Source organism: Streptomyces sp. L500 (assembly GCF_054551825.1).
This window is the reverse complement of sequence record NZ_JBTOLC010000069.1, coordinates 1-23,842: the sequence shown is the minus strand read 5'-3', so window position 1 is coordinate 23,842 and position 23,842 is coordinate 1. Positions and strand designations below refer to the sequence as shown.

Sequence of the window (23,842 nt, the reverse complement as noted above, 5' to 3'; positions counted from 1 at the left end):
CGGGCTTTTCGCTTTCGGCCTTTCGGCCTCCGGCGTTGACCACTACGTTAGCGGATTTCCCTTCCGGCTCCTAATCGAGCCACCGGAAGGATATTCCGGCACGCCGAAATAGACCCGATCCGGGAAAGTTCTCGCTGTGGTGGTGGTCGCCGCTCGTCTCGGACGCGCCCAAAGCGCTGCCCGTCTCAAGCGGCTCGCCTACGTTAGGCCCTCTCCGCGCGAGAGTCAAGCACTGGCCTGCCGCTGTCCGCGCTTGCTCCTGTCACGCGGCACATGGGCCCGGTACGGGCTGACCGTCGGGTCGCCGTCCGCCCAGAAGCGCCAGGGGTGGGTGGCACCCGCGCCGCCCACGCCCGTGCGGGGGCCGTTGCGCACCCGGTCGGTGGGGACCGGGGTGCCCCGAAGGACGGAGAGGGGCGCGTCCGGGCCGGCGCAGATGTCCGTGCCGTTGAGTGAACGGTCCACGTCGAGGGCGGTCGCGAGGCGGGCCGGGCCCTGGGCCAGCTCGCGGTCGTGGCGGGCCTTCGGGCGGCGGGGGCGGGCCAGATCGGCGCCCTTGATCACTTCGCCGCCGCGCAGCAGGACACCGCTTGCGGTGCCCTCGGGGCCGCAGACCAGGTTGAGGCTGAACCACATGCCATAGATGAAGTAGACGTACGCGTGTCCGGGCGGACCGAACATCGATGCGTTCCGCTCCGTGCGGCCACGGAAGGCGTGCGAGCCGGGGTCCTTCTCTCCGGCGTACGCCTCGACCTCGGTGATGCGCAGTTCGATCGGGCCTTCGGGGGTCGTCCGGACGAGGACGCGGCCCAGGAGCTCGGGTGCGACCTCCAGTACGGGACGGTCGAAGAATGCCCGGTCGAGTGGCATACGGTCAGGCGCGGCAGTCATGCCGGTCGAGCGTAGTGGAAGGGCCCGGCGGCCGGGTCCGGGGAGGATGAGCGCGATGGTGTTCAAGAAGCTGATGGCGAGCCTGGGCGCGGGCGGGGCCTCGGTCGAGACGGTGCTGTTCGAGGAGAACGTCGTGCCCGGCGGCGTGGTGCAGGGCGAGGTGCGCATCCAGGGCGGTTCGGTGCCGCAGCGGATCGAGGGGCTGTCGGTGGGGCTCCAGGCGCGGGTCGAGGTCGAGGGGAACGACGGCGAGTACAAGCAGGACGTGGAGTTCACGCGGGTACGGCTGGGCGGGGCCTTCGAGGTGCAGGCGGGGGCGGCGCACGTGGTGCCGTTCGGGCTGGAGATCCCCTGGGAGACGCCGGTCACCATGTTCCTGGGCCGGCACCTCACCGGCATGAACGTGGGGGTGACCACCCACCTCGCCATCGCCCGCGCCGTGGACTCGAGCGACCTCGATCCGGTGAACGTCCACCCGCTCCCGGCCCAGCAGGCGATCCTCGACGCCTTCGGCCGGCTCGGTTTCTCCTTCAAGTCCGCCGATCTCGAGCGCGGCCGCATCAGTGGCACGCGGCAGCGGCTGCCCTTCTACCAGGAGATCGAGTTCCACGCGCCCGCCGAGTACCGGGGGCTGAACGAGGTGGAGCTGTCGTTCGTCGCGGACGACCGCGAGATGGACGTCGTGCTGGAGATGGACAAGAAGCCGGGACTGTTCAGCTCGGGCAGTGACACCTACCGCTCGTTCACGGTCGACCTTCACACGTACGAGCGGACCGACTGGGCGGCCTACCTCCACCAGTGGCTCGCCGAGGTGGGCGGCAAGCGGAACTGGCTCTGAGCCGGGACCTGCCGGGCCTGCCGGGGTCGGCCCGGCCGGCCCCGGCAGGCGGTCGCCGGTCAGCCCAGCAGGACGACCAGCGGCGAGTCCGTACCCGCCCAGTGGCCGACGGCGTCGTCGAGCACCGTCTCCGCGGTGCGGGCGTCGCCCGGTGCCGCCTTGCGGAAGGTCTCCCAGTCCTCGGCGAGCAGCAGATAGCCGCGGAACTTGCCGGAGCCCCACCACGACAGGTCCGTGAGGCAGTCGGCGAGGGCGTCCCAGTTGCGGCCGAAGTACTCGGGGAACTCCAGGTCCGTCGCGCAGCGGTCGAGGAAGGCGGCCTTGTCGTGGACCCCGGAGAGCTGGAGTCTGGCGCCCCGCCAGTCGGCCTCGGCGGCGCGGGCCATGACGTCCGCGGGGGCTTCGGTGGGGGGCAGGTGGTAGATGCCCGGGGGGATCGTTCCGTTGAGGATGCCGGGGAGCCCTGGGGCGGGCAGCGGACGGGTCATGGGTGCACCACCGCTTCGAAGGTCTGGTAGTGGTCGCCGGTGTAGTAGCGCTCGGAGTGCTCGCCGGTGATGACGCGTCTGGCGCCGCGGTTGCGGGCGCCGGGGGTGGGGACGGTGTACTCGTGGTAGTAGCCGCGGGTCTGCTTGGGCAGCCGGTTCTCGTAGTTGCCGAAGACGGTGCCGTCCTTGTCGTACGGGAAGGGGCCGCCCTTGGCGATGAGTTCGAGGGTACGGCGCGCCTCGGGCGGCAGCTTGTCCTCGGTGACGGTCTTCATGCCCTTCGCCCAGGCGGGCACGGAGCCCGGTGGTGGCGTCGCGGCGGCCGGGGTCCGGGGCTTCGCCGCCTTCTGGCTCCCCGATGAGGAGCAGGCGGGGAGCAACAGCAGTGGCAGGGCTGCCAGCAGGAGGGTCAGGGCGCGCATGAGGCGGCTCTGCCGTCGTCCGATGTGTCGAAGTACATGAAGCACACTCCATATGGTCGCAGTGCCAGTGGTCCGGGCGTCGCTAGGCTGGCGCTTTCAGCTGTCCGCGCGTACTGGAGGTGTCCTGGTGTCCGAGCAGAAGCGTCGGCCGCTCCCCCACGATTTTCATCCGCCGGTGCCTTCGTTCCCCGTGGTGAGCGATGACGTGACGTCCGGGGCGAGGCTGAAGGACGATCAGGTCCTCGCCGGTGGCAATGTGTCGCCGCACCTGCGCTGGGAGGGCGCCCCCGAGGGGACGAAGAGCTTCGCGGTGACGTGCTACGACCCGGACGCGCCGACCGGCAGCGGTTTCTGGCACTGGGTCGTCTTCGACATCCCGGCCGACGTCACCGAGCTGCCGGCGGGTGCGGGCAGCGGGGGGATGAAGGGGCTGCCCGAGGGCGCCGTGCACGCGCGCAACGACTACGGCACCCGTGACTTCGGCGGCGCCGCGCCGCCGGCCGGGGACGGTCCGCACCGGTACGTCTTCACGGTGTACGCGGTGGACCGGGAGAAGCTGGGGCCGGACGAGGACGCCTCGCCGGCCGTGGTCGGCTTCCACCTGCGCTTCCACGCGCTGGGGCGGGCGCAGCTGATCGGTGAGTACGAGGTTCCGGCGGCCGGCTGACGTTCCCGCGCCCCGTCGCGCGGGGGCGGCGACCGGAAATTCCGTTGCGCCGGGCGGGCGGGGATCGCAGAGTGGTGGTGCCTGACTGACGGCTTCGCATGCGGCCGTCGGGCAGCGGGTACCGCAGTCGCGGGGGCGGTGGGGCGCTGGTGCGCCGGCCGCCTGCCGGAGTCCGGCTCGTCAGCCGGGTGGCCGCGCCTGCTGCTGGAACGCTCCGGGCCCGGTGATTTTCACGGGGGAAGGGCCCGGAGCGTTCTCTTTTACCCGAGATCTTTTACCCGAGCGGCGTCTGCTTTACCTGAGCAGCATCTGCACGATCGCGACGACGCCCACGACGACGATGACGCCGCGCAGGACCGTGGGTGAGAGCCTGCGGCCGACCTTCGCGCCTATCAGGCCGCCGATGGTGGAGCCCGCGGCGATCAGGAGGACGGCCGTCCAGTCGACGTCGGCGACGAAGACGAAGAAGAGCGCGGCGACGCCGTTGACGACGACACCGATGGTGTTCTTGAGGGCGTTGACGCGCTGGAGGTCGTCGTGGAGGAGCAGGCCCATGAGGGAGAGGTACATGACGCCCTGGGCCGCGCCGAAGTAGCCGCCGTAGGCGCTGGCCAGGAGGAGTCCGGCCAGGAGGGCGGGGCCGCCGTCGGTGGGGGCCTCGGTGCCGTTGCGCTCGCGGCGGCGGGCGAGGGCCCGGGCGAGCCGGGGCTGGAGGACGACGAGCACCAGGGCGAGGGCGATGAGCGCGGGGACGATCGCGTCGAAGGCCTTCGACGGGAGGGCGAGCAGCAGCACGGCTCCGGTGAGGCCGCCGATCAGTGCGGTGATGCCGAAGCGGATGACGCGGGCGCGCTGGCCGCGGAGCTCGCGGCGGTAGCCGACGGCGCCGCTGATGTTGCCGGTGACGAGGCCGATGGTGTTCGAGACGTTGGCGGTGACGGGTGGCAGGCCGGTGGCGAGGAGCACCGGAAAGGTGAAGAGGGTGCCGCTGCCGACGATCGCGTTGATGGTGCCCGCGCCGACGCCGGCGGCGAGGACCGCGAGTGCTTCCCAGATGGACAAGGCCATCTCCTTCGCTTCAGTGTGTCGCCTCCCCGCCCTGAGGGGGTCGGGGGGCCGCACTGATCATGCATGAACGGATCATGCATGGGGAGGGAGAGTCCCGGTCGATCGTCTCAGTTGATCATTCAGTCGATCGGGGGCTGCTCGCGGCGCGGGCTCTCCTTGGTGATCTTGGGGGCGCCGCCGCCTCCGCCGCCCGGGGCGCCGAAGCTGCCGACGGCGCCGCTGAGGCCCTTGAGCGCGTCGCCGATCTCGCTGGGGACGATCCAGAGCTTGTTGGCGTCGCCCTCGGCGATCTTCGGGAGCATCTGGAGGTACTGGTAGGCGAGCAGCTTCTCGTCGGCGTCACCGGCGTGGATGGACTCGAAGACCGTGCGGATCGCCTGGGCCTCGCCCTCGGCGCGGAGGGCGGCGGCCCGGGCCTCGCCCTCGGCGCGGAGGATCGCGGACTGCTTCTCGCCCTCCGCCGTGAGGATCTGCGACTGCCGGATGCCCTCGGCGGTGAGGATCGCGGCGCGCTTGTCCCGGTCGGCGCGCATCTGCTTCTCCATCGAGTCCTGGATGGAGGTGGGGGGCTCGATGGCCTTGAGCTCGACGCGGTTGACGCGGATGCCCCACTTGCCGGTGGCCTCGTCGAGGACGCCGCGCAGGGCCGCGTTGATCTCCTCGCGGGAGGTGAGGGTCCGCTCCAGGTCCATGCCGCCGATGATGTTGCGCAGGGTGGTGACGGTGAGCTGTTCGATGGCCTGGATGAAGCTGGAGACCTCGTAGGTCGCGGCGCGGGCGTCGGTCACCTGGTAGTAGATGACCGTGTCGATGTTGACGACCAGGTTGTCCTGGGTGATCACCGGCTGCGGCGGGAACGGGACGACCTGTTCGCGGAGGTCGATGCGGTTGCGGATGGAGTCGATGAACGGGACGACGATGTTCAGGCCCGCGTTGAGGGTCCGGGTGTAGCGGCCGAAGCGCTCCACGATGGCGGCGCTGGCCTGTGGGATCACCTGCACCGTCTTCATGAGGGCGATGAAGACGAGCACCACCAGGATGATCAGGACGATGATGATCGGTTCCATCGTGGCTCAGCTCCCCGTGCCGCTGTCGTGGGTCTCGTGGGTCGTGACCAGTGCGTGGCCGCAATGGTCTTGATCAGTCTTCCAGAACCGGGGGCTCGCGTGCAGGCGTTGGGCCCAGCTCGTCGGATGCGGCCGGTTCCGGCCTACGGTCAGATGACGACGGCCGTGGCGCCGTCGATCTCGACGACGTCGACCTGCTGGCCCACCTCGTAGGAGCGGTCGGCGTGGAGGGAGCGGGCGGACCAGATCTCGCCCGCGAGCTTGATGCGGCCGCCGGCGCCGTCGACCCGTTCGAGGACGACGGCCTGCCGGCCCCTGAGCGCGTCGATGCCCATCGCCGTCTCGCCGCGGCGGGCGCGCTGGCGGTTGGCGATCGGGCGGACGACGGCGATGAGAGCGACGGAGACGACGGCGAAGACCACGAATTGGGCCACCGCGCCCGCGTGGAGGACGGCCGCGGTGACCGCGGCCGCGACGGCCCCGACCGCGAGCATGCCGAATTCCGGCATGGCGGTCACGACCAGCGGAATTCCCAGTCCGACGGCGGCCACGAGCCACCACACCCATGTGTCCACATGGTCATGGTAGGGGGGTGGCCGCCCGGCGGACAGGGCGTGCGGAGGGAGCTCGGGCTCCCTTAGGCCATCGGGAGGCCCTGGGCCGTCCAGCGGTCGCCGCGCTGCTCGACCACCAGCGGCAGGCCGAAGCAGTGGGAGAGGTTGCGGGAGGTCAGCTCCAGCTCGATGGGGCCGGCGGCCAGCACCTTGCCCTGGCGGATCATCAGGACGTGGGTGAAGCCGGGGGCGATCTCCTCGACGTGGTGGGTGACCATGACCATCGAGGGGGCGAGCGGGTCGCGGGCGAGCCGGCCCAGGCGGCGGACGAGGTCCTCGCGGCCGCCGAGGTCCAGGCCGGCGGCGGGCTCGTCGAGCATCAGCAGCTCGGGGTCGGTCATCATCGCGCGGGCGATGAGGGTGCGCTTGCGCTCGCCCTCGGAGAGGGTGCCGAACTTGCGGTCGAGGAACTCGGTCATGCCGAGGACGTCGAGGAAGGCGCGGGCGCGCTGCTCGTCGACCTCCTCGTAGTTCTCGTGCCAGCCGGCGGTCATGCCGTAGGCGGCGGTGAGGACCGTCTGGAGGACGGTCTGGCTGCGCGGCAGCTTGTCGGCCAGGGCGATGCCGGCCATGCCGATGCGCGGGCGGAGCTCGAAGACGTCGACCGAGCCGAGCTTCTCACCGAGGATCCGGGCGGTGCCCTTGGTGGGGAAGAGATAGCTGGAGGCGACATTGAGAAGGGTGGTCTTGCCGGCGCCGTTGGGGCCGAGGATCACCCAGCGCTCGCCTTCCTTGACCGACCAGGAGACCTGGTCCACCAGAGCCCGGCCCTCGCGGACCACGGATACGTCCACCAGTTCCAGCACATCGCTCATGAGCGCGTTGTCTCCCATTGCAGTCGCTTCGTCGCTTGCGCCTGTCGGCGCAGTCCCCTGGGAAAAACCTACGCCACCGGTTACCGATGGCAGTCCCTAGGCTGGGGGCCATGCTCGATGAGAATCGCTCAGGACGGCTCACGGCGTGGGGAAATGCCCTCCTTGCCGGATTTGCCGCCCCGGATGACGCCGCACACCACATCACCGGAAGTGACGCGGTACACCGTGTCGTCGGTTTGCCCGGGGAGTCCGGGCCGGTGGGACTCACCCTCGCGCTGGGCCGGCTGAGGGCGCTGGGGGCGACGGGACTGCGGCTGGCGCTTCCGGTGCCGGGGCATCCGCTGGGGCTCAGCGGCCCGCCGGAGTTCAACGCCCGCGCCCTGGAGGCCGAGGAGGCGGTCGTCGTCCCGGGGACGGCGCTGGGGCTGGTGCCGGAGGTGTACGAGGCGGGGCCCGAGGGCGATGTCCACGTCGAGGTGGTGTGGCACTGCCTGGCCGTGCGGGACGCGCCGCCCGCCGACGTGCCGTCGCTGTCGGAGGCCGAGCGGGAGCTGGCCGAGGCGCTGCGCGAGGCGACCGAGGTGCTGACCCGGCTGGACGTGGCCGGCTCGGGCCCGGTGGCCCGGGCGGCGCTGGACGCGTACCGGGCGCGGGCCGAGCAGAACCGGGAGGTGCTGGCGCCGGGGTATCCGCCGCGGGCGGCGCGGGTGCTGGAGCTGGCCCAGCGGGTCGGGGCGCTGATCGGGATCGCCTACGAGCCGGGGGACGTCCAGGGGCGTGAGCACGGGGGCGCGGTGAGCGCGTCGGAGATCGCGGCGCGGGCGGCGGCGCTGCGGCCGGTGGAGCGTACGGCCCGGCGGGCGCGGGTGGCCGCGTACAACGCGATGGTGGAGGAGCGGGATCGCGGGCGGCACTGAGCCTCGCCCGCGCCGGCCGGGCGACGGCGAGGCCCCGCGGGCCAGGGGTCCGCGGGGCCTCGCCGGGTGCCGTGGGTCAGTCGCGGTCGTGGTGGCCGCCGTGGTGGTGGCTGCTGTTGTGCTCGCTGAAGTGGTGCTCTTCGGTCATGTGGTGGTCTTCGCCGACGGGGCCGTTGATGCAGGTGTTGCCGAACGTCGGGTTCAGGAGGCCGACGATGTCGATGGTGTTGCCGCAGAGGTTGATCGGGATCTGGATCGGAACCTGGATGACGTTGCCGGAGACGACACCCGGCGAGCCCTTGGCGACACCGGAGGCCAGCGCTCCGTCGAACCCGTCGTCGGTGGCGGCGGCGGGGACGACGGAGGCGCCGAGGGCGACGCCGGCCGCAGCCAGTGCGAGGGCGGCCTTCTTGGCACTGTTCATAGGTGCTCTTCCTTCTGATGACTGACCTGATCGACCCCTGCCACGGGGCCCTGCACCTATGAACGCCAATGCACCGCCGACGGCACGGCCATCGACGGTGTTTGCCCTCTTTCGGACGATTGACCACCACCCGGATGTCGGCTCCGCCGGATGCGGAGCCGACCTGCCTACGAGGTGGCGAGGGTTAAAGCGACGAGCTGATTACTCGTTGACGCAGAGGTTGCCCGCGGCCGGGTTCAGGACGCCGACGACGTCGATGGTGTTGCCGCAGAAGTTGACCGGGACCTCGACCGGGACCTGGACGACGTTGCCGGAGGCGACGCCGGGCGACTTCTCCGCCACGCCGTGCGCGCCGTGGGCCCCGTGGGCGGAGGCGGCACCGGCGCCGGCGAGGGCGAGACCGCCGACGGCGAGCGTGACAGCAGCGGCCTTCTTGATGTTCTTCACTCTTCCTATGACCTTCCTGAGTGTTTTGCCAGAGCGTCGCCACGGCTCCCGCCGCGGTTACGTCATGGAAAACGGGCCAGGGCCATTCGGGTTGCTGGCGCGAGTGGGTTATCACACGACCGCATGAATCTCTGATCAGAACGCGACGTTCCGCAACCGTCCGGGGCCGGTCGCGCGTCAGGCTCCGATCCCATGTCGGACGGCCCACAGCGCCGCCTGCGTCCGGTCGGCGAGGTCCAGCTTCATCAGGATGTTCGACACGTGGGTCTTGACGGTCTTCTCGGACAGGACCAGCGCCCGGGCGATCTCCCGGTTGGACCGCCCGTCCGCGATCAGGGCCAGCACCTCGCGCTCCCGCTCCGTGAGCCCGTTGCCTCTCCCCTGGCCCCCGCCGCCGCCCTCGTCCTGCGACAGAAGGGCGTCCGCCACCTCCGGCTGGAGCAGGACGTGCCCGGCGTGCACGGACCGGATGGCGCCGGCGAGGGCGTCCGGGTCCACGTCCTTGTAGACGTAGCCCGCCGCGCCCGCCCGCAGGGCGGGGATGACGGTGCGCTGCTCGGTGAAGCTGGTGACGACCAGCACCCGGGCGGGGTTGTCGAGCTCCCGGAGCCTGCGCAGCGCCTCGATCCCGTCCATGCCGGGCATCTTCGCGTCCATCAGGACGACATCCGGCCGCAGCTCCTCGGCCCGCTCGACGCCCTCGACGCCGTCAGCGGCCTCCCCGACGACCTCGATGTCGTCCTGTACCTCCAGAAAGGTGCGCAGTCCCCTGCGGACCACCTGGTGGTCGTCCACCAGCAGCACCCGGATCGCGCGGCTCTCAGCCACCGGGCACCTCCATTTCGATCGTCGTGCCCTTGCCGGGCGCGGAATCCACGGTCAGGCCGCCGCCGACGCCGTTCGCCCGGTCCCGCATGGAGACCAGGCCCAGGTGCCGGCCGGCCCTGCGCACGGCGGAGGGGTCGAAGCCCTGCCCGTCGTCGCTCACGCGCAGGGCGGCGCCGTGGCCCCGGCGTGTGAGGCTGACGTCCACGGTCCGCGCCCCGGAGTGGCGCAGGGCGTTGTGGAGGGCCTCCTGGGCCACCCGCAGCAGCGCCTCCTCCTGGGCGGCCGGCAGGGCCCTCACGCCCTGGGCGGCGAAGGTGACCTTGGCGGCGGCCTGGGCCCGGTCGAGGACCTTGACCTGGGTGCGCAGGGTGGCGACGAGGCCGTCCTCGTCGAGCCCCGCCGGGCGCAGCTCCACGACGGCGGCGCGCAGCTCGTCGGCCGCCTCGGCGGCGAGCCGGGCGACCTGGTGGAGCTCGCCCTTGGCGCGGGCCGGGTCGCGGTCGACGAGGGCGGCCGCGGCCTGGGCGGTCAGCCGCAGGGAGAAGAGCTTCTGGGAGACCGCGTCGTGGAGCTCGTGGGCGAGACGGGCCCGCTCCCCCGCGATGGTCAGCTCGCGGCTGCGCTCGTAGAGGCGGGCGTTGGTGAGGGCTATGGCGGCGTGCTGGGCGAGGACGCTCAGCAGTTCCTCGTCCTCGGCGGTGAAGCCGCAGCCGCCGTCGGGCTTGGGGCACCTCTTGTTCGCGAGGCCCCTCTTGTTCGCAAGGAAAAGCGCGCCCAGGATCTCGTCGCCGTCGGCGACGGGCATCCCGATGAAGTCGCTCATGTCGGGGTGGGCGTCGGGCCAGCCCTCGAAGCGGTGGTCCAGGCGGACGTCGGCGAGGCGCTGCGGGGTGGCTTCCTTGAGCATGGCGGCGAGGATGCCGTGCTGGCGGGGCAGCGGGCCGATGGCCTTCCACTGGTCGTCGCTGACGCCGTCGACGACGAACTGGGCGAAGCCGCCGTGGTCGTCGGGGACGCCGAGGGCGGCGTACTCGGCGTCGAGGAGCTCCCGGGCGGAGACGACGATCGTCTTGAGGACGTCGCGCACTTCCAGATGGCGGCTCATGGCGAGCAGGGCGGTGCTGACGGCCGTGAGGCCGGAGCGGGGGCCATGGGTCATGGGGTCACCGTATACAGGGCGCCCGCCCGGGGGATCGGCCTCGGGGCGGCCGGGGCTCGGTCGTCCGGCTTAGGCCGGTGGGCCCGGGGGCACGCTCTCCTCATGTCTATACCAATAGGACGGTGGACCCCCACCCACGGCGAGCCGTACCGGGCCGTGCCGTACCGGCCCGTGCGGATGGGGGCCGAGGAGTCGGTCGGGCGGGCGGCGGAGTTGCGGGAGCGGATGGCGGAGCGGCGGACCGTGCGGCGGTTCTCGGCCGATCCCGTGCCGGATCAGGTGGTCAGGGACGCGATCGCGTGCGCGGCGACCGCGCCCTCCGGGGCGCATCAGCAGCCGTGGACGTTCGTCCTGGTGAAGGACCCGGAGGTGCGGCGGCGCATCCGGGAGGCGGCGGAGGAAGAGGAGCGCGTCTCCTACGCGGGGCGGCTGGGCGAGGAGTGGCTGGCGGCGCTGCGTCCACTGGGCACGGACGAGGTGAAGCCGCATCTGACGGACGCTCCCGCGCTGATCGTGGTCTTCCAGCAGCGCTACTGGCTGGGCGAGGACGGCAGCCGGCGCAAGCACTACTACGTGGACGAGTCGGTCGGCATCGCGGTCGGGATGCTGCTGTCCGCGCTGCATCTGTCCGGGCTGGCGGCGCTGGTGCACACGCCGAGCCCGATGCGGTTCCTGTCGGAGGTGCTGGGGCGGCCGGTGAACGAGAAGGCGTTCGCGGTGATCCCCGTGGGCTATCCGGCGGCGGACTGCGAGGTGCCGGACCTGGTGCGCAAGAGCCTGGACCAGGTGCTGGTGGAGGTCTGACCCCAGGCCGGGTCGAGGGCACCCCAAAGCAACGTTTCTGATCGCAAACACTCCGCAGGGAAGCGGCCACACCGGGTGAGGAACGAGCACTCCCGGTGTGAGCCCGCTCATGGGACGCACGTCACGTACGAAGCGGCCTAGTGGACGGATAAGACGCCCATAAGGAGCGGTTCGACCAGGTGGCACGCCCTTTGGGCCGAGCCCCGCGAAGGGCGCCGCAACGAAGCGGCTTAGTACGTCACACCTTTGCCAGGGCATTTTGCTGCCGCTAAGAATTTGCTCCGTCGCACGGCGCCGCGAACCGAGGAACGGCGCTCTCAGCGCGCCAGGACGGGCCGGTGCGACTCACGCGATCGGAAGAGGTTCAGCTCAGCATGCGTTCTCCCATCTCTGGCTATACCCGCCTGACCAAGGTCCACACGTTCTCCGCGGCCGGGATCGCCGCGGCCGGTGTCGCCGCTCTGGCGTTCGCGGTCGTGCCGAACGGTTCCGCCGACGCCGAGCAGTCCCAGGCGGTGAAGCCGGTGGCGTGGAACGCCTCCGCCTTCGGCGAGACCCAGCAGGCCGAGCTGAACAAGCAGGCGGACCGCGCGGCCGAGCAGGCCAAGAAGGACGCCGAGAACAAGAAGAAGGCCGAGGCGGAGGCCCAGGCCAAGGCGAAGGCCGACAAGGAGCGCGCCGACAAGGAGGCCGCCAGCCGGTCCGAGGAGCGCAAGCCGGTCGCGGCCGCCGCCGCTCCCGCCGCGCCCGCCGCGCCCGCCCCCAAGGTCTACGCCAACAACCTTGACGGCTGGATCAAGGAATCCCTGGACATCATGAAGGCCAAGGGCATCCCGGGCACCTACAACGGCATCTACCGCAACATCATGCGGGAGTCCACGGGCAACCCCAACGCCATCAACAACTGGGACTCCAACGCCGCCGCCGGCATCCCCTCCAAGGGCCTGCTCCAGGTGATCGACCCGACCTTCAAGGCGTACCACGTCGCGGGCACCTCCTGGAACATCTACGACCCGGTCGCCAACATCACCGCCGCCTGCAACTACGCGGCCAAGGTGTACGGCTCGATGGACAACGTGAACTCCGCCTACTGACGGCCGGAGGACACAGAGCTACGCCGAAGGGCGGCACCCCGTGGGGGTGCCGCCCTTCGGCGTGTTCAGGGACGGGCCGCCGTCACTTGCGCATGACCTCGGGCTCGTGGCGGCGCAGCAGACGGACGACCGCGAAGCCGCACGCGACGCCGATGGCGAGGAGGGCGATCATGTCGATGCTCCACTGGCCGGCGGTGTGCGCCCAGAGCGGGTCGAGGTTCGTCGGGTTGCTCTTGTCCATCGGCGCCATGATGTGCGAGAGGTCCAGCGTGGTGCCGGCGCCGGCGATGGCCCAGCGGGCCGGCATCAGCCAGGCGACCTGCTCGATGCCGGGCGAGTCGTACAGCTTGAACAGGATGCCGGTGAAGACGACCTGGACGATGGCGAACATGACCAGCAGCGGCATGGTCTTCTCGCTGGTCTTCACCAGGGAGGAGATGACCAGGCCGATCATCATGCAGGTGAAGCCCAGGGCGATGATCATGAGGCACATCTCGACGGCCGGGAACTTCTGCAGGATGAGGCCCTGCGCCGGCAGCTTGCGGACCGAGAAGCCGATGGCGCAGGTGAGGACGCCCTGCACCACGGTGATGAGGCTGAGGACGATCACCTTGGACATCAGGTACGCGGACCGGGACAGACCGACGGCGCGTTCCCGTTCGTAGATGACCCGTTCCTTGATCAGCTCACGGACCGAGTTGGCGGCGCCGGAGAAGCACATGCCGACCGCGAGGATCAGCATGATCGTGCCGGCGTCCTGGTTGAAGTGGCGCGGCGCGGGGGCGCCCAGTCCGTAGTCGGACGGGATGAGGGTGCTCACGCCGCCGAGGACGGCGGGGAGGAGCAGCATCAGGGCCAGGAAGCCGCGGTCGGAGGCGATGACCGAGCTGTAGCGGCGCATCAGCGTCCACAGCTGGGAGCCCCAGCTCTGCGGCACCGGCGGGCGGACCACCTGCGGCTGGACGTGGACGGACTGCGGGGCGACGGCGTCGATGTCGGCCGCGTACATCTGGTAGTGCTGCGAGCCCTTCCAGCGGCCCGCCCAGTCGTAGTCGCGGTAGTTCTCGAACGCCGAGAAGACGTCGGCCCAGGTCTCGTAGCCGAAGAAGTTGAGCGCCTCCTCCGGCGGGCCGAAGTAGGCCACCGAACCGCCCGGCGCCATCACCAGCAGCTTGTCGCAGAGCGCCAGCTCGGCCACGGAGTGGGTGACCACCAGGACCGTGCGGCCGTCGTCCGCGAGGCCGCGCAGCAGCTGCATCACGTCGCGGTCCATGCCCGGGTCGAGGCCGGACGTGGGCTCGTCGAGGAAGATCAGCGACGGCTTGGTCAGCAGCTCCAGGGCGACCGAGACGCGCTTGCGCTGGCCGCCGGAGAGGGCGGTGACCTTCTTGTCCTTGTGGATGTCGAGCTTGAGCTCGCGCAGCACCTCGTCGATGCGGGCCTCGCGCTCGGAGGCCGCGGTGTCGCCGGGGAAGCGGAGCTTGGCCGCGTAGCGCAGGGCCTTACGGACCGTGAGCTCCTTGTGGAGGATGTCGTCCTGCGGGACCAGGCCGATGCGCTGCCGGAGCTCGGCGAACTGCTTGTACAGGTTCCGGTTGTCGTAGAGGACGTCACCCTGGTTGGCGGGCCGGTAGCCGGTGAGCGCCTTGAGGAGGGTGGACTTTCCGGAGCCGGAGGGGCCGATGACGGCGATCAGCGACTTCTCGGGGACGCCGAAGGAGACGTCCTTGAGGATCTGCTTGCCGCCGTCGACCGTCACCGTCAGGTGGCGGGCCGAGAAGGAGACGTCACCGGTGTCGACGAACTCCTCGAGGCGGTCGCCGACCAGCCGGAAGGTCGAGTGACCGACACCGACGGTGTCCTGGGGGCCGATCAGCTGCTGCCGGACCGGCTGGCCGTTGACGTACGTGCCGTTGTGGGAGCCGAGGTCGACGATCTCGAAGCCGCCGGGGGTGGCCCGGAACTCGGCGTGGTGACGGGAGACCTGGAGGTCGGAGACGACCAGGTCGTTGTCGAGGGCACGACCGATGCGCATCACCCGGCCGACGGCCACCTGGTGGAAGCGGGTCGGGCTCTCACCGCCGCCCGTGCCGGGCGCCTGGCCCTGCGGCTGGGCGGCCTGCTGCTGCGGCGCGTACGGCTGCTGCCAGCCGCCCTGCTGCGGCACCTGCTGGTACTGCTGCGGAGGCTGGTGCCCCCAGCCCTGGGCGCCCGGCTGCTGGTACTGCTGCGGGGCCGGCTGGCCGGGCTGGACCGCCGGGGCCATCGCCGTCTGGGCGCTGTAGATGTCGGCGGCCGGCGCGGCGGGGGCGGCCGGGGCGGCGGCGGAGAGGTTCAGCCGCGGGCCGTCCGTCGCGTTGCCCAGGTGGACGGCCGCACCCGGGCCGATTTCCATCTGGTGGACGCGCTGGCCCTGCACATAGGTGCCGTTGGTGCTGCCGTGGTCCTCGATGAGCCAGCCGTGGCCGCCCCACCGGACGGTGGCGTGTCGCCAGGAGACGCGGGCGTCCTCCAGGACCATGTCACCCTGCGGGTCGCGCCCGAGGGTGTACGACCGGGACGGGTCCAGCGTCCAGGTCTGTCCGTTCAATTCCAGTACGAGTTCCGGCACTCCATGCCCCACTATTTGTCCCCCGATGAGCCCCCTGCACGGGGGAGTCTAGGGATGGCGAACATCGGGAGGAACTATTTCAGGCGCAGTCCCCCAACCAAAAGTCGGGAGCCTCACGACCGTGTACCGGCCCTGTAACAGGCGCCGTTGACCGATGCGAAACGCGCCCTGACAGTAGTAACCGCCCGGGGATGCGCGGGATCGTCGCGGATCGTCCGCTTCCGGGGGGACTGGTAGGAACCGGGGGGCCGTGATGACGTTGACCAGCGGCAGCCGCGCGGCGCGCGGCGCCGATCTCGTACTCACCGCGATAGCCGCGGTGAGCTGGGCCTTTCTCGCCATGGCGGGAGTCGCGGCGCTGGGGCTGCATCTGCTGGGCGCGGACGCGGCGGGGTCGCTGGGCCCGCTGACGGCGGCGGTGGTCGTCCTCGCGGTCGGTGGCTCCATCACTCCCTCGGGCTCGGTCGAAGCATTCGGGCTCACGGGCGCCGGGGCGCACACCACCATCGACATCGCGCCGCTGGGCGTCAGCCTGGTGGGGGCGTTGTCGCTGGGGATGGTGTTCGCCCGGTCGCTGCGGCCCCTGGGGCCCGCGGTGCGGGGATCCGAGCTCCTCGCGCGGGCGGCCGCGGTCGCCCTGCTGTTCCTGCTGGTCCTGGGCGGGCTCGCGTGGGCGGCCTCCTCCACCGTCACCTTCGACGGCGGCGGTCTGGGCCTCGGCGGAGCGGGCGGCACCACGCGGATCCCGGGGCTGGGCGACATCGGGAACATCGGGAACATCGGGGGCGGTCTGCCCGGCCGGCTCGGGGACCTGGCGCAGGCCAAGGCGTCGGTGGGCTTCTCGGTGCGGCCCGGGGCGTCGCTGCTCGGCGGCCTGGCGTGGGTGCTGGGCGTCCTGCTGGTCACGCTGCTGTCCGCCCGCCGGGCCCCGCTCCCCCGCCGCTGGCAGGCGGCCCACCGCGCGGTCCGCCCGGCGGCCTCGGCGCTGCGCTCGGTGCTGGTGCTGGCGGTCGTCGCGGGCCTGGCGGCCGCCGGGGTCGCGGCGGCGGGCGACGACCACCCCCGGCGGGTGCTGGGCGCGGCCGTGCTCGGGGCACCGAACGGGGTGTGGCTGGGGGTGCCGCTGGGACTGTTCGTCCCCCTGCGGGGCACGGCGAGCGGGTCGCTGCTCCAGGTGCTGCCGCATCCGCTGGACGAACTGCTGCGCGCCGGGACGGACCAGTCGGTGACGGTGGGCCGGATCGCCGACCTGGAGCCGCTGGTGTGGCTGCTGCCGGTGGGGTGTGTGCTGCTGATGCTGACGGCCGGGGTGCTGACCGGGGCCCGTACGCCCCGGGACGGGGCCGGGCCGGGGGCGTACGCGTGGCGGTGCGGGCTGGCGCTGGGGGTGGCCACGGCGGTGGCGCTGCCCCTGCTGGTGCTGGCGACGCGGGTCAAGGCGGACGCCGGCCTGTCGGTGCTGGGCGTCGACGCCCTGGGGGCGGGGCTGGAGCTGTCCGGCAGCGTGCCCCTCGCCCTGGCCCTGGGGGCCGTGTGGGGACTGGGCGCGGGGGCGTTCGGCGGGCTGCTGGCGTACGCGACGGGGGCGGCGGGACGGCGGGCCTCGGCCCACGCGCGCGCCCGGCGCCCCGACGAGGGCCGCCCGGGCGAGGGCCGCAGCTACCCGGACCTGGCGTACGTTCCGGGCCCGTACGCCCCCTCGCCGGGGTACCGGCCCTCGCGCCCGGACACCAACCCGTATCTGCGACCGCCCGGGGAGGCCCGGCCCGGGGAGGGTGCTCCCGGCGGGGGGCCTGCCGGCGGGGCGCCCGGTGGGGGGCCGCCCGGTGGGGGGCGCGGTGCGCGTGGGCCTTCGGGGGCGGGGGCGCCCGGTGCGTCCGGCCCCTCCGGGGATTCCGGCGGGCAGGACCCCTTCACCGCGCCGACGCAGACCGGCCGGCCGCCGGTGCCGCCCCCGCCCCGGCGGCGGCCGGGGGCGCCGTACCGGTACGGGTCGTCGCCGGTGCCGCCGCCGGACGAGCCGCCGCCCGCGCCGTGGCGGCGTCCGTAGGGGCCCGCCGGGAGCCGTCGTGGGGGCGTCGTGGGGGCGTCGTGGGGGCGTCCTGGGCGGGCTGAGTTGTCAGCCGGGACAGGTGTGCGGATACCGTAGGACCACCATGAGCGCATCGCAGATCCCCGCTGCCGCCGTCGCCACCGGCGATGATGTCCCCACTCTCCTTGTGAAGATCTTCGGGAAGGACCGGCCGGGCATCACGGCCGGCCTCTTCGACACCCTCGCCGCCTTCGCCGTCGACGTCATAGACATCGAGCAGATCGTCACCCGGGGACGGATCACGCTGTGCGCCCTGGTCACCGCCCCCGTCGGCGGCGGAGCCACCGAGGGCGGGCTGCGGGCCACCGTGCACAGCTGGGCGGAGTCGATGCACCTCCAGACGGAGATCATCTCCGGCCGGGGCGACAACAGGCCGCGCGGTGTCGGCCGTTCCCACGTCACCGTGCTCGGGCACCCGCTGACCGCCGAGTCGACCGCCGCCATCGCGGCCCGCATCACCGACACCGGCGGCAACATCGACCGTATCTTCCGGCTCGCCAAGTACCCCGTGACGGCCGTGGAGTTCGCGGTCTCGGGCACGGACACGGAGAAGCTGCGCACCACGCTGGCCACCGAATCGGCGGCGCTGGGCGTGGACGTGGCCGTGGTGGCCGCCGGGCTTCAGCGCCGGGCGCAGCGGCTGGTCGTGATGGACGTGGACTCCACCCTCATCCAGGACGAGGTCATCGAGCTGTTCGCGGCCCACGCGGGCTGTGAGGCCGAGGTGGCCGAGGTGACCGCGCGGGCGATGCGGGGCGAGCTGGACTTCGAGAAGTCCCTCCACGAACGGGTGGCGTTGCTGGCGGGGCTGGACGCGTCGGTGGTGGAGAAGGTGCGGGCGGAGGTCCGGCTGACGCCGGGTGCCCGCACGCTGATCAGGACGCTGAAGCGGCTGGGCTTCCAGGTGGGTGTGGTCTCGGGCGGGTTCACGCAGGTCACGGACGATCTGCGGGAGCGGCTGGGGCTGGACTTCGCCTCCGCCAACACGCTGGAGATCGTCGACGGCAAGCTGACCGGCCGGGTCACCGGGGAGATCGTGGACCGGGAGGGCAAGGCCCGGCTGCTGCGCCGGTTCGCGGCGGAGGCGGGAGTCCCGCTGGCGCAGACGGTGGCGATCGGCGACGGCGCCAACGACCTGGACATGCTCAACGCGGCCGGGCTCGGGGTGGCGTTCAACGCCAAGCCCCTGGTGCGGGAGGCGGCGCACACGGCCGTGAACGTGCCGTTCCTGGACACGGTGCTGTATCTGCTGGGTGTCACGAGAGAAGAGGTCGAGGCGGCCAACACCCACGAGTGACGACCGCCCCGTCCGCCGACCGTCAGGCGTGCGGCGTCCAGAAGGCGACGAGCCGTCCCACGCCGTGCTCGACGGACTTCCAGGACCCGCTGAAGGTCAGCACCGCGACCGCGGCGGTGGGGAAGCCGGAACGGTTCATCCGGGCGAGGAGATCGCCGTCGGCCTCACCGGCGAGGGCGTCGGCCAGGGCGTGCATCCCGGGGTTGTGCCCGATGAGCACCAGGTCGGCCACCTCGTCGGAGACCTCGTTGAGCAGGGCGATCAGCTCGCCGAGGGACGCCTCGTACATCCGGTCCTCGTAGACCGTACGGGGGCGCTCGGGCAGCTCGGAGACGGCGAGCTTCCAGGTCTCGCGGGTGCGCGCGGCGGTCGAGCAGAGGGCCAGTTCGGGGGTGACACCGGAGCCGGCGAGCCAGCGGCCGGCGACCGGGGCGTCCTTGCGGCCGCGGTCCGCGAGGGGACGTTCGTGGTCGTCGCCGTCGGACCACTCGGCCTTGGCATGCCGGAGAATGACGATCCTGCGGGTCGGGTCGGAGCTCATGCCGTCCAGCTTCGCATGAAACGCGCGACGAGGCGCGGGGTGTTGACGGGCTCGCCACCTCCGGGCGGCGGCCTTCGACGCGCGGGCGCTCACGGCGCCAGACGCTCCGCGGCGTACCGCGCGAAGCGCACCACTTGCGCGACGGCGCCGCCCCCTGACGCGCCGGCTTCGGAGGGGCCGTCGGCCGAGGCGGGCGAGGCGGTCAGCAGGAACGTCAGCAGCAGAAGGAAGACCGCGAGCGCGGCGGTGGGCAGGGCCACGGCCCACCAGGTCAGCCGGGTCCGGTGCCGCCGGGAGACGGCGGCGGGGGGCTGCGGGCCGGCGGGCATGAGGGTCTCCTGGGAGGTCGGGTACGCCGCACCGTCGCGGCGTACTACGAACCTACGGAGACCCGCCACCTTCCCCCATCCGGCCTTCCACCCAATCGACCCTGACCTTCGCCCCCTAGGGGATGGTGGGGCCAGCCCCACCCCGGCCGGGCGGACGGGCGAGCCGGCGGCGTCGGGCCGGTGGCGTCAGGGGGAGGCGAGGGTGGCGATCACGCTGATGACGACGGTGATGCCGAGCATCACGCCGAGGATCGTCAGCAGGGCCTTCTGGCCGTTCTTGGGATTGGGGTTCTCTTCGAGGACCGGCATGAGGACAAGTGTCCCACCCGCGCCGGGGCCCCGGTCACCCGGGTGCGTGGGTGACCCAGGCCCGGCGGATGCCCAGCCAGCAGCGCTGGGCGAGGACGACGTGCCGGGCGGGCCCGACGGTGACGGGGGCGGTGTCCATCCCCGGGTCCCACCAGTGGACGCACTCGACGTGCAGCTGGACGCGGTCGGGGGTGGCGTTGCCGTTGAAGCAGTGGGTGACGGCGTGGGAGCCGTGGAGGCGGGTGTGGCACTCGGCCTCGCGGGGCGTCGGCGGCGCGGGGGCGATCGCCGTGGTGCCCAGCAGGGCGAGGGTGGCGAACAGCAGCACCGCCGCACGCCGTATCGGGGGGCTCATGTCCGTCCACCTCCCTCCTCCCCCAGTGTGCGGGCGCGCGTCGCGCCGCACGACCCGGGAAACGCGCGATGCCCGCCCCGGCGGGTGGGCCGGAACGGGCATCGCGGAGGCGCTATGGGCGTCAGGCGCCCATCATGTGGTGTCAGGCGCCCATCATGTGCACGCCGCCGACCGCTTCTGCACGCCGCCCTCGCACTGATCGGCCCCGGAGGGCCTCACAGGCTTCGGGCGGCTGCGCCGGACTCCGTCCGGCGAGTGGGGTGTCAGGCGCCCATCATGTGCACGCCGCCGTCGACGTGGACGATCTCGCCCGTCGTGCGCGGGAAGAAGTCCGACAGCATGCCGACGACGCCGCGGCCGGCCGGCTCCGGGTCGGCCAGGTCCCAGCCGATGGGGGCGCGGTGGTTCCACACGTCCGCGAGCTCCTCGAAGCCCGGGATGGACTTGGCGGCCATCGACTTGATCGGGCCGGCCGAGACCAGGTTGCAGCGGATGCCCTTGGGGCCGAGGTCGCGGGCCAGGTAGCGGTTGGTGCCCTCGAGGGCGGCCTTGGCCACGCCCATCCAGTCGTACTTCGGCCACGCGATCTGCGCGTCGAAGGTCAGGCCCACGATGGAGGAGCCCTCGCGCATCAGCGGCAGCAGGGCCATCGCCAGCGACTTGTAGGAGTACGCCGAGACCTGGACGGCCGTGGAGACGTCCTCCCAGCTCGCCTCCAGGAAGTTGAAGGCGCCCTGCGGGCCGAAGGCGATGGAGTGGACGATGCCGTCGATGCCGTCGACGTGCTCGCGCACCTTGTCGGCCAGGCCGTCGAGGTGCTCCTGGTTGGTGACGTCCAGCTCGATGACCGGCGCGGGCTTCGGCAGGCGCTTGGCGATGCGCTCGACGAGCGAGAGCCGGCCGAAGCCGGTGAGGATGACCTCGGCGCCCTCGTTCTGGGCGACCTTCGCGGCCTGGAAGGCGATCGACGACTCGGTGAGGACACCCGTGACGAGGATGCGCTTGCCTGCGAGGATTCCACTCATGGCGATCAGTGACCCATGCCCAATCCGCCGTCGACAGGAATGACGGCTCCAGTGATGTATGCGGCGTCCTCGGAGGCGAGGAAGCGGACCGAGGCGGCGATCTCCTCGGGCTGCGCGTAGCGGCCCAGCGGGACGTTGCCGACGATGCCCGCGCGCTGCTCGTCGGTGAGCACGCGGGTCATGTCGGTGTCCACGAAGCCAGGCGCGACGACGTTGACGGTGATGTTGCGGGAGCCCAGCTCACGGGCGAGCGAGCGGGCGAAGCCGACGAGGCCGGCCTTGGAGGCGGCGTAGTTCGCCTGGCCCGGCGAGCCCATCAGGCCCACGACCGACGAGATCAGGACGACGCGGCCCTTGCGGGCGCGCAGCATGGCCTTCGAGGCGCGCTTGACGACGCGGAAGGTGCCGGTGAGGTTGGTCTCCACCACCGAGGTGAAGTCCTCCTCCGACATCCGCAGCAGCAGCTGGTCGCGGGTGACGCCGGCGTTGGCCACCAGCACCTCGACCGCGCCCTGCTTCTCCTCGATCTCCTTGTACGCCTGCTCGACCTGCTCGGGGTCGGTGATGTCGCACTTGACGGCCAGGCACCCCAGATTCATGAGGGCGGTGGGCGGCTCGCCCGAGCGGTAGGTGATGGCGACCTTGTCGCCCGCTTCGGCGAAGGCGCGCGCGATGGCGAGGCCGATGCCCCGGTTACCTCCGGTGACGAGAACCGAGCGGCTCAAAGGATCACCCTTCCGATGTCGTATCCATGGATCTGCCGGACTACACCGAACGTAGCGGTAGAGGTCACGGAAGTGAGAAGCGACCTGCGACAGCGGCGGCCGGTGGTCACTGTTGGATCTCTACAGTCCCCGGACGGGCTACGCCGGCCAGTGGCCCGGTCGGGTGAGCCCGGCGGGCAGCCTGGTGGCGGCGTCGCCGCGGGCCGCGTTGAGCTGCGGCTGGGTGAGGAAGAACGCGCCGGTGAGGTCGGCGCCGGACAGATCCGCGTCGCGGAGGTCCGCGCCGATCATGTCGGCGTCCCGCAGGTCGGCGCCGGAGAGATCGGCGGCGATCAGGTAGGCCCCGCGCAGATTGGCGCAGCGCAGGTCCGCGCGGCGCAGCCGGCGGCCCATGAGGTCCGCGCCCCGGTGGTTCTTCGCCTTGCGGCCGCCCTTGGCCCGGACGAGTTCGCTGGTGCGCAGCAGCAGCACGTTCACCTTCTGGCGGTGCTCCCCCACGTCCAGGGCGGCCAGCGAGGCGGCGTCGCCCTCGGTGAGGCGCTCGGTCTCCGCCAGCAGGCGCCGCAGGTCGGCGTGGACGGGGCGGGCGTCCTTCAGGGTGAGGGCCTCGGTGAGGTACCACAGCAGCTCGTGGAGGTGCCGCATCGCGGGGAAGACCTCGAACATCGTCCGTGAGGTCTCGGGGGCGGCGCGCCAGTCGCGGCCGCCGAAGGTGACCTGGGAGACCTTCTGGCCCGCGCCGAAGCAGTCGTAGACGGTGCAGCCCTGGTAGCCCTTGTCGCGCAGCCGGGCGTGGATGCCGCAGCTGAAGTCCCGCTGGAGGTTGCCGCAGGGCGTGCCGGCGTCCTTGTCGCGGGCGAAGTCCGCCGAGCGCGCGAAGGGCAGGGCCACGCAGCACAGCCCGAAGCAGTTCCCGCAGTCGCCCTTGAGCGCGGTGCGGTCCGCGCCGGGGGCGGCGTCTTCACGTATGGCGGACACTGCGCGTGGGGTTCCTCTCGCATGGCGGGTGCTGCCGGTGGGTTACGCGGTGGCAGGCCATAACACCCTAACGGCAGGTTTCACCAGATGACCGACCGGAGAACGCCCGCCCCTCAAGCCGGGGAGGAATCCGGGTTCCCGCGCAGCGGGACAGAGACAGTCGAATCGCCATCGGACGATTCGGTGTCCACCCCGGCGGCGCGGAGGCCGACCTCAAGCATGTACACCAGCTCGGAGTTGAGGGACCGCCGCTCGGACTTTGCGTGGTCGCGCAGCCGGTCACGGAGGTCTTCAGGAAGACGCAAGGTCATGCGGACTTCATCACTCATGGTGCTATTATGACTCCATGGTGACACCAAAGGTAGCCGAGGCCGCCGGGCACGCCCGGTGGACATTCCGGCTTCGCGTGTCGCCCACCGCCCACAGAGCCCTGATGGCTGAGTGGGGCCGGTGCCGGTGGGTGTGGAACGAGTGTGTGGCCAAGTCCAAGGCCGTGCACCTGCGCAACAACGCCACCGGAGGCAAACGGACGTGTGGTCCGGCGCAGCTCGACAAGACGCTGACTGAGGCCCGGCATACAGCCCCGTGGCTGGCCGAGGGCTCCAGCGTTCCCCAGCAGCAGATCATCCGCGACTTCGGCAGGTCCCGCACCAAGGCGCAGAAGGACACCGCGACCACCACCAGCGACGCCCACGACCTCCCGCACGTCGAGCACGGCAGGAAGGCCAGGGAGAAGCTGGCCCGGTACGACCGGATGATGGCCCGCCGCAAGCCGAAGGAGGGGCGAGCCGGATCGAAGGGCTACCGCGAGGCGAAACGGCTGCGGGCCAAGCTGTACAAGAAAGTCGCACGCCGGCGACAGGACACCGGCCGCAAGTGGGCGAAGTCCGTGGCCCGCGACCACGACCACATAGCGGTTGAGGATTTCAAACCGAAGTTCCTGGCCAAGACCACCATGGCCGGGAAGGCCGCCGACGCCGCCATCGGCGCCACCAAGACGGCCCTGATCGAGCAGGCCCGCAAGCACGGGCGCACCG

The 23,842-nt window shown here is 71.7% G+C and carries 28 protein-coding genes; 8 read left to right on the top strand and 20 right to left on the bottom strand.

What is annotated here, in order from left to right; all coding sequences use genetic code 11:
- Positions 1-225 precede the first annotated feature (225 nt).
- The gene (locus ACX9I7_RS31110) at positions 226-891 is read right to left on the bottom strand and encodes a DNA-3-methyladenine glycosylase (RefSeq protein ID WP_459389211.1); all 666 of its coding nucleotides are present in this window, start codon (positions 889-891) and stop codon (positions 226-228) included.
- A gap of 55 nt (positions 892-946) precedes the next feature.
- Between ACX9I7_RS31110 and ACX9I7_RS31105 the strand changes: the two genes are divergently transcribed.
- A complete protein-coding gene (locus tag ACX9I7_RS31105) occupies positions 947-1,729 on the top strand; it encodes a sporulation protein (protein ID WP_387577945.1) in 783 nt (260 codons plus the stop codon).
- A 59-nt stretch (positions 1,730-1,788) separates the two neighbouring features.
- Here ACX9I7_RS31105 and ACX9I7_RS31100 read toward each other — a convergent pair whose 3' ends face one another.
- Both ACX9I7_RS31100 and ACX9I7_RS31095 read right to left on the bottom strand, forming a co-directional pair.
- On the bottom strand, positions 1,789-2,217 hold the full coding sequence (locus tag ACX9I7_RS31100; RefSeq protein ID WP_358632930.1) for a barstar family protein: 429 nt from the start codon (positions 2,215-2,217) through the stop codon (positions 1,789-1,791).
- Positions 2,214-2,639 (bottom strand): guanyl-specific ribonuclease, encoded by a 426-nt coding sequence (locus tag ACX9I7_RS31095; protein WP_459389210.1) that lies wholly within the window; start codon positions 2,637-2,639, stop codon positions 2,214-2,216. Before ACX9I7_RS31095 ends, ACX9I7_RS31100 begins: the two co-directional genes overlap by 4 nt.
- Positions 2,640-2,766: 127 nt before the next feature.
- On the opposite strand from ACX9I7_RS31095, the gene ACX9I7_RS31090 reads away from it, so the two are divergent.
- The gene (locus tag ACX9I7_RS31090) at positions 2,767-3,306 is read left to right on the top strand and encodes a YbhB/YbcL family Raf kinase inhibitor-like protein (protein ID WP_358632924.1); all 540 of its coding nucleotides are present in this window, start codon (positions 2,767-2,769) and stop codon (positions 3,304-3,306) included.
- Positions 3,307-3,600: 294 nt separating this feature from the next.
- Here ACX9I7_RS31090 and ACX9I7_RS31085 read toward each other — a convergent pair whose 3' ends face one another.
- From ACX9I7_RS31085 to ACX9I7_RS31070, 4 genes are all read right to left on the bottom strand, one after another.
- On the bottom strand, positions 3,601-4,374 hold the full coding sequence (locus tag ACX9I7_RS31085) for a sulfite exporter TauE/SafE family protein (protein ID WP_189454843.1): 774 nt from the start codon (positions 4,372-4,374) through the stop codon (positions 3,601-3,603).
- A gap of 119 nt (positions 4,375-4,493) precedes the next feature.
- Positions 4,494-5,441 (bottom strand): SPFH domain-containing protein, encoded by a 948-nt coding sequence (locus tag ACX9I7_RS31080; protein ID WP_387577938.1) that lies wholly within the window; start codon positions 5,439-5,441, stop codon positions 4,494-4,496.
- A gap of 149 nt (positions 5,442-5,590) precedes the next feature.
- Positions 5,591-6,016: an NfeD family protein gene (locus tag ACX9I7_RS31075; protein ID WP_358632921.1), complete on the bottom strand. Its 426-nt coding sequence runs from the start codon at positions 6,014-6,016 to the stop codon at positions 5,591-5,593.
- 62 nt (positions 6,017-6,078) lie between these two features.
- Positions 6,079-6,888, bottom strand: coding sequence for an ABC transporter ATP-binding protein (locus ACX9I7_RS31070; protein WP_126913552.1), 810 nt, complete (start codon positions 6,886-6,888; stop codon positions 6,079-6,081).
- 92 nt (positions 6,889-6,980) lie between these two features.
- On the opposite strand from ACX9I7_RS31070, the gene ACX9I7_RS31065 reads away from it, so the two are divergent.
- A complete protein-coding gene (locus ACX9I7_RS31065) occupies positions 6,981-7,787 on the top strand; it encodes a hypothetical protein (RefSeq protein WP_387577935.1) in 807 nt (268 codons plus the stop codon).
- 76 nt (positions 7,788-7,863) lie between these two features.
- On the opposite strand, the gene ACX9I7_RS31060 is transcribed toward ACX9I7_RS31065, so the two are convergent.
- The 4 genes from ACX9I7_RS31060 to ACX9I7_RS31045 form a co-directional block, all read right to left on the bottom strand.
- Complete coding sequence (locus tag ACX9I7_RS31060) at positions 7,864-8,211, bottom strand: chaplin (protein ID WP_189454848.1); 348 nt, start codon at positions 8,209-8,211, stop codon at positions 7,864-7,866.
- A gap of 201 nt (positions 8,212-8,412) precedes the next feature.
- Positions 8,413-8,658, bottom strand: a complete 246-nt coding sequence (locus ACX9I7_RS31055; RefSeq protein WP_311615330.1) for a chaplin — start codon at positions 8,656-8,658, stop codon at positions 8,413-8,415.
- A gap of 177 nt (positions 8,659-8,835) precedes the next feature.
- Positions 8,836-9,486, bottom strand: coding sequence for a response regulator (locus ACX9I7_RS31050; RefSeq protein WP_459389209.1), 651 nt, complete (start codon positions 9,484-9,486; stop codon positions 8,836-8,838).
- Positions 9,479-10,645, bottom strand: coding sequence for a GAF domain-containing sensor histidine kinase (locus ACX9I7_RS31045; RefSeq protein ID WP_459389208.1), 1,167 nt, complete (start codon positions 10,643-10,645; stop codon positions 9,479-9,481). Before ACX9I7_RS31045 ends, ACX9I7_RS31050 begins: the two co-directional genes overlap by 8 nt.
- Before the next feature lie 102 nt (positions 10,646-10,747).
- On the opposite strand from ACX9I7_RS31045, the gene ACX9I7_RS31040 reads away from it, so the two are divergent.
- A complete protein-coding gene (locus ACX9I7_RS31040) occupies positions 10,748-11,449 on the top strand; it encodes a nitroreductase family protein (protein WP_358632907.1) in 702 nt (233 codons plus the stop codon).
- Between the two features lie 374 nt (positions 11,450-11,823).
- Positions 11,824-12,543, top strand: coding sequence for a transglycosylase SLT domain-containing protein (locus ACX9I7_RS31035; RefSeq protein WP_459389207.1), 720 nt, complete (start codon positions 11,824-11,826; stop codon positions 12,541-12,543).
- An 82-nt stretch (positions 12,544-12,625) separates the two neighbouring features.
- Here ACX9I7_RS31035 and ACX9I7_RS31030 read toward each other — a convergent pair whose 3' ends face one another.
- A complete protein-coding gene (locus ACX9I7_RS31030) occupies positions 12,626-15,154 on the bottom strand; it encodes an ABC transporter ATP-binding protein/permease (protein WP_452672851.1) in 2,529 nt (842 codons plus the stop codon).
- Positions 15,155-15,407: 253 nt separating this feature from the next.
- Here ACX9I7_RS31030 and ACX9I7_RS31025 point away from each other — a divergent pair, with 253 nt between their 5' ends.
- Entirely contained in the window at positions 15,408-17,204 is a 1,797-nt protein-coding gene (locus tag ACX9I7_RS31025; protein WP_459389206.1) for a streptophobe family protein, read from the top strand.
- Between the two features lie 106 nt (positions 17,205-17,310).
- Positions 17,311-18,543, top strand: coding sequence for a phosphoserine phosphatase SerB (serB, locus tag ACX9I7_RS31020; protein ID WP_387577924.1), 1,233 nt, complete (start codon positions 17,311-17,313; stop codon positions 18,541-18,543).
- A gap of 22 nt (positions 18,544-18,565) precedes the next feature.
- Here serB and ACX9I7_RS31015 read toward each other — a convergent pair whose 3' ends face one another.
- From ACX9I7_RS31015 to ACX9I7_RS30980, 8 genes are all read right to left on the bottom strand, one after another.
- Positions 18,566-19,084: a SixA phosphatase family protein gene (locus ACX9I7_RS31015; RefSeq protein ID WP_189454868.1), complete on the bottom strand. Its 519-nt coding sequence runs from the start codon at positions 19,082-19,084 to the stop codon at positions 18,566-18,568.
- An 89-nt stretch (positions 19,085-19,173) separates the two neighbouring features.
- Positions 19,174-19,413, bottom strand: coding sequence for a hypothetical protein (locus ACX9I7_RS31010; RefSeq protein WP_387577922.1), 240 nt, complete (start codon positions 19,411-19,413; stop codon positions 19,174-19,176).
- 186 nt (positions 19,414-19,599) lie between these two features.
- On the bottom strand, positions 19,600-19,722 hold the full coding sequence (locus ACX9I7_RS31005) for an SGM_5486 family transporter-associated protein (RefSeq protein ID WP_268248345.1): 123 nt from the start codon (positions 19,720-19,722) through the stop codon (positions 19,600-19,602).
- 34 nt (positions 19,723-19,756) lie between these two features.
- Positions 19,757-20,077, bottom strand: coding sequence for a hypothetical protein (locus ACX9I7_RS31000; protein WP_126913562.1), 321 nt, complete (start codon positions 20,075-20,077; stop codon positions 19,757-19,759).
- A 263-nt stretch (positions 20,078-20,340) separates the two neighbouring features.
- Positions 20,341-21,102 carry an enoyl-ACP reductase FabI gene (gene fabI, locus ACX9I7_RS30995; RefSeq protein ID WP_189454874.1) on the bottom strand — a complete coding sequence of 254 codons (762 nt, stop codon included), beginning with the start codon at positions 21,100-21,102 and terminating at the stop codon, positions 20,341-20,343.
- Between the two features lie 5 nt (positions 21,103-21,107).
- Positions 21,108-21,827: a 3-oxoacyl-[acyl-carrier-protein] reductase gene (fabG, locus tag ACX9I7_RS30990; RefSeq protein WP_387577919.1), complete on the bottom strand. Its 720-nt coding sequence runs from the start codon at positions 21,825-21,827 to the stop codon at positions 21,108-21,110.
- Between the two features lie 138 nt (positions 21,828-21,965).
- The gene (locus ACX9I7_RS30985; protein WP_387577917.1) at positions 21,966-22,805 is read right to left on the bottom strand and encodes a pentapeptide repeat-containing protein; all 840 of its coding nucleotides are present in this window, start codon (positions 22,803-22,805) and stop codon (positions 21,966-21,968) included.
- Positions 22,806-22,918: 113 nt separating this feature from the next.
- Positions 22,919-23,134 (bottom strand): Arc family DNA-binding protein, encoded by a 216-nt coding sequence (locus ACX9I7_RS30980; RefSeq protein WP_189454880.1) that lies wholly within the window; start codon positions 23,132-23,134, stop codon positions 22,919-22,921.
- Between the two features lie 17 nt (positions 23,135-23,151).
- Between ACX9I7_RS30980 and ACX9I7_RS30975 the strand changes: the two genes are divergently transcribed.
- A partial coding sequence (locus ACX9I7_RS30975; RefSeq protein ID WP_459389205.1) for a transposase occupies positions 23,152-23,842 on the top strand: 691 nt, incomplete at its 3' end.

Excerpts from the sequence above, each read along its gene's own strand:
- ACX9I7_RS31100 (WP_358632930.1), bottom strand. The coding sequence starts at position 2,217 with ATGACCCGTCCGCTGCCCGCCCCAGGGCTCCCCGGCATCCTCAACGGA.
- ACX9I7_RS31000 (WP_126913562.1), bottom strand. The coding sequence starts at position 20,077 with ATGAGCCCCCCGATACGGCGTGCGGCGGTGCTGCTGTTCGCCACCCTC.
- ACX9I7_RS31070 (WP_126913552.1), bottom strand. The coding sequence starts at position 6,888 with ATGGGAGACAACGCGCTCATGAGCGATGTGCTGGAACTGGTGGACGTA.
- ACX9I7_RS31015 (WP_189454868.1), bottom strand. The coding sequence starts at position 19,084 with ATGAGCTCCGACCCGACCCGCAGGATCGTCATTCTCCGGCATGCCAAG.
- ACX9I7_RS31035 (WP_459389207.1), top strand. The coding sequence starts at position 11,824 with ATGCGTTCTCCCATCTCTGGCTATACCCGCCTGACCAAGGTCCACACG.
- ACX9I7_RS30980 (WP_189454880.1), bottom strand. The coding sequence starts at position 23,134 with ATGAGTGATGAAGTCCGCATGACCTTGCGTCTTCCTGAAGACCTCCGT.
- ACX9I7_RS31085 (WP_189454843.1), bottom strand. The coding sequence starts at position 4,374 with ATGGCCTTGTCCATCTGGGAAGCACTCGCGGTCCTCGCCGCCGGCGTC.
- ACX9I7_RS31095 (WP_459389210.1), bottom strand. The coding sequence starts at position 2,639 with ATGCGCGCCCTGACCCTCCTGCTGGCAGCCCTGCCACTGCTGTTGCTC.
- ACX9I7_RS31010 (WP_387577922.1), bottom strand. The coding sequence starts at position 19,413 with ATGCCCGCCGGCCCGCAGCCCCCCGCCGCCGTCTCCCGGCGGCACCGG.
- ACX9I7_RS31005 (WP_268248345.1), bottom strand. The coding sequence starts at position 19,722 with ATGCCGGTCCTCGAAGAGAACCCCAATCCCAAGAACGGCCAGAAGGCC.
- ACX9I7_RS31060 (WP_189454848.1), bottom strand. The coding sequence starts at position 8,211 with ATGAACAGTGCCAAGAAGGCCGCCCTCGCACTGGCTGCGGCCGGCGTC.
- ACX9I7_RS31025 (WP_459389206.1), top strand. The coding sequence starts at position 15,408 with ATGACGTTGACCAGCGGCAGCCGCGCGGCGCGCGGCGCCGATCTCGTA.
- ACX9I7_RS31105 (WP_387577945.1), top strand. The coding sequence starts at position 947 with ATGGTGTTCAAGAAGCTGATGGCGAGCCTGGGCGCGGGCGGGGCCTCG.
- ACX9I7_RS31080 (WP_387577938.1), bottom strand. The coding sequence starts at position 5,441 with ATGGAACCGATCATCATCGTCCTGATCATCCTGGTGGTGCTCGTCTTC.
- serB (WP_387577924.1), top strand. The coding sequence starts at position 17,311 with ATGAGCGCATCGCAGATCCCCGCTGCCGCCGTCGCCACCGGCGATGAT.
- ACX9I7_RS31040 (WP_358632907.1), top strand. The coding sequence starts at position 10,748 with ATGTCTATACCAATAGGACGGTGGACCCCCACCCACGGCGAGCCGTAC.
- ACX9I7_RS31045 (WP_459389208.1), bottom strand. The coding sequence starts at position 10,645 with ATGACCCATGGCCCCCGCTCCGGCCTCACGGCCGTCAGCACCGCCCTG.
- ACX9I7_RS31110 (WP_459389211.1), bottom strand. The coding sequence starts at position 891 with ATGACTGCCGCGCCTGACCGTATGCCACTCGACCGGGCATTCTTCGAC.
- fabI (WP_189454874.1), bottom strand. The coding sequence starts at position 21,102 with ATGAGTGGAATCCTCGCAGGCAAGCGCATCCTCGTCACGGGTGTCCTC.
- ACX9I7_RS31065 (WP_387577935.1), top strand. The coding sequence starts at position 6,981 with ATGCTCGATGAGAATCGCTCAGGACGGCTCACGGCGTGGGGAAATGCC.